Raw genomic sequence first — 2939 nt, 5'->3', positions numbered from 1 at the left:
AACACCGACGTTTAGTGGCCGGTCCTGGCGATCTCGATCAGCCGGATCGTCTCAAGCCGCACGAAGCGCGCGCGATCCTTCAGCATCGCCTCCACCTCCGCCGTGGGCTCGAAGCTGTTGCCGCGCGCCGTGTCTAAAGAACCGCTCATTTCATCCCTCGATCAAAGTTCATGGTTACTGGCGCGCTCCTCAGCCGCGACTGCGTCAGGAACGCAGATTTTCCCGGAACGTCCGGCCGGAATAATCCCGGCGGTAAATGCCCCGGCGCTGCAGTTCGGGCACTACCGACCTGACAAACTGGTAGAACGATCCCGGCGTGATGGACGGGCAGATGACAAAGCCGTCGCAGGCCTCGGCCTCGAACAGCTCGTGAATATGATCGGCGATCATCATCGGCGTTCCGACCAGTTGTGGCGACATCTGCGTGGTCGCGTATTGATGGCCGGCATCGCGCAATGTCTTGCCCTTCCCGCCGCTCATGATGATATCGAAGACACCGCGAGCGCCCTGCGTGATCTCCATCTCGTTCAGCGGCTGATCCATCGGGAAGCCGGAAAGGTCGACGCCGATATGGTTCGACATTTCGGAAAGGCCAAGCTCGGCATTGGCGAGCGAGTCGATATAGTCGGCGCGCTCGCGCGCGATCGATTCCGTCTCTCCTATGACGATGTCCGTCGCCGGGAGGATGGCGCAGTGCGAAGGGTCGCGCCCGGCATTGGCTACGCGATTCTTGATGTCGCGGTAGAAGGCCTGCATGTCGGCCTTGTTGTTCTGCAGCGTGAAGACGATTTCGGCCCAGCGCGCGGCAAACTGGCGTCCCCGCGCAGACGACCCCGCTTGCATCAGCACAGGGCTGCCCTGCGGCGAGTGCGGCGTCATCAACGGGCCACGTGTTTTCACATATTGGCCGGCGTAATTGGCGTAGTGGACCTTCGAGGGATCGCCGAAAATGCCGGCCTGACGGTCAAGCACCAGCGCGTCGGGGTCCCAGCTATTCCACAGAGTCGTGCAGGCCTCGACCACCTCGTCGGCATGATCGTAGCGCTGCGCCTTGTCCAGCAGCCGGTCCATCCCGTAGTTCTGCGCTTCGCGATCGGTCGCCGAGGTCACGATGTTCCAGGCGGCCCTGCCGCCGCTGATGTGGTCGAGCGAGGCGAAGGCGCGCGCGATGTGGAACGGATGGTAGAGCGAGGTCGACATCGTCGCCGACAGGCCGATGTGGTTGGTCACCCGCGCCATCGCCGTCAGCATCTGCATCGGGTCGAGCATGCACATGTGCCCGCCATACTTGACACAGGGATCGATGACGCCGCCATAGGTGTCGTAGAGCGTCTGGACATCGACGAAGAAGAGCCCGTCAAATTTTCCATCCTCCAGGATCCGTGCAATGTTCTCGTAGCGAACAGGATTGAGGAAGTCCGTCCCGTCACTTTCATCGTGACGCCAGCTGCCGTTGTTGTGCCACGAGGGTCCGATCGTGCAATAGCCTACGAAGTGCAGCTGACGTACCATTGAACTCACCCAAAATCCGCCCGCCTCGGGCTCGAAGGAAGTGTCCGGCGAGCCATCGCTGCGAAGGAAGCTCTTACGCGTCGGGGCCCGTCGTCGCCTTGCGGCTGGATTCGTCTAGCCACGAAACGACCGCCGATCTACGTCTGCTTCTTGCACCCCGCGGCTACGCCGTACACTGGCAAAAACGTTTGGGCTTGATAACCTTTCGTTATGCCAGGCGCCCTCATTGCGCCGTCACGCGGCGGCAGGCGAATACTGGCGCACCACGCCCTGTCTGATGAGGTCTTCGACCTCCTCGGGAGCATAGCCGAACGCGGACAGAACGGTGGTCGTATCCTCGCCAAGCATGGGCGGCGCCTTGTAGTGGGCATCGCGTTGCGTAGCGAGACCCTGGGCCGGCCTGACAAGCGAGACCGGCCCTAAATGCTGGTTGTGCAAGGTCTGCACGACATTGCGGGCCTTAACCGTCCGGCTTTCGAAGGCCTCGGGCACCGACTTGACCTCGCCCGCGGGAACGCCGTGCCGCAGGCAGGCCTCCATCCAATGGTGGCGCGTGTTCGCGCGGAACGACTGGCCCAATTTGGGAAGCAGGCTTTCGCGGTTCAGCGCCCTCGCCGCGGCGGTCTTGTAAAGCGGATCCTGGGCGAGATCGGGCATGCCGACAACCTTCTCGCACAGCGCGGTGAATTGCTTGTCGTTGCCCACGGCAAGGGCGAAGCTGCCGTCCGAGCATTCGCAGATCTGGTAGGGAACAACGGTCGGATGAGCGTTGCCGTAGCGGCGTGGAACGACTCCGGCATTAAGGTAGCCGCTGCCGACATTGATCAGAGTGTTCAGCGCGCATTCCAGCAGCGATATGTCGATGTACTGCCCCTGTCCGGTCTCGCGGCGCTGATAAAGCGCCGCCAGCACCGACTGCACCGAAACCATTCCGGCGATGATGTCCGTCATCGCAACGCCGATGCGCTGGGGCTCGCCGTCGACGGGACCGGTGATCGACATCAGGCCACTCTCTGCCTGGACGACAAAATCGTAGCCCGGCCGATCCCATTCGGGACCGGTCTGACCATAGCCGGAGATCGAGCAATAGATAATGCCCGGGTTGAAGGCCTTCAGCGTCTCGTAGTCGATCTTCAACCGCTGAACCGTGCCGGCGCGGAAATTCTCGATCACCACGTCGGCCTTCGCGGCCAGACGGTAAATGATCTCACGCCCCTTGGGATGCTTGATGTCGACCGCGATGCTAGACTTGCCGCGATTGGCGCAGAGGTAATAGGTGCTGACGCCATTGTAGCTCGGTACCGACCAGGCACGCGTATCGTCGCCGCCGTCGACGTTCTCGATCTTCCAGACCTCGGCGCCAAGGTCCGCGAGCGACATAGTCGCCCAGGGGCCGGCTAGGACGCGGGAAAGGTCCAGCACCTTGA

The 2939-nt window shown here is 62.1% G+C and carries 3 protein-coding genes; all 3 read right to left on the bottom strand.

Annotated features, from left to right (window positions below):
• Positions 1 to 11: 11 nt before the first annotated feature.
• Entirely contained in the window at positions 12 to 149 is a 138-nt protein-coding gene (locus EOA27_RS30025; RefSeq protein ID WP_245491199.1) for a hypothetical protein, read from the bottom strand.
• Between the two features lie 55 nt (positions 150 to 204).
• Entirely contained in the window at positions 205 to 1512 is a 1308-nt protein-coding gene (locus EOA27_RS30020) for an LLM class flavin-dependent oxidoreductase (RefSeq protein WP_126062146.1), read from the bottom strand.
• A gap of 234 nt (positions 1513 to 1746) precedes the next feature.
• The coding region (locus tag EOA27_RS30015) for a CaiB/BaiF CoA-transferase family protein (protein ID WP_145970619.1) at positions 1747 to 2939 on the bottom strand (1193 nt) is incomplete at its 5' end.

The organism is Mesorhizobium sp. M2A.F.Ca.ET.037.01.1.1, assembly GCF_003998075.1.
In the GTDB taxonomy this organism is placed as follows: domain Bacteria; phylum Pseudomonadota; class Alphaproteobacteria; order Rhizobiales; family Rhizobiaceae; genus Mesorhizobium.
This window is presented reverse-complemented; position numbering and strand designations above follow the sequence as displayed.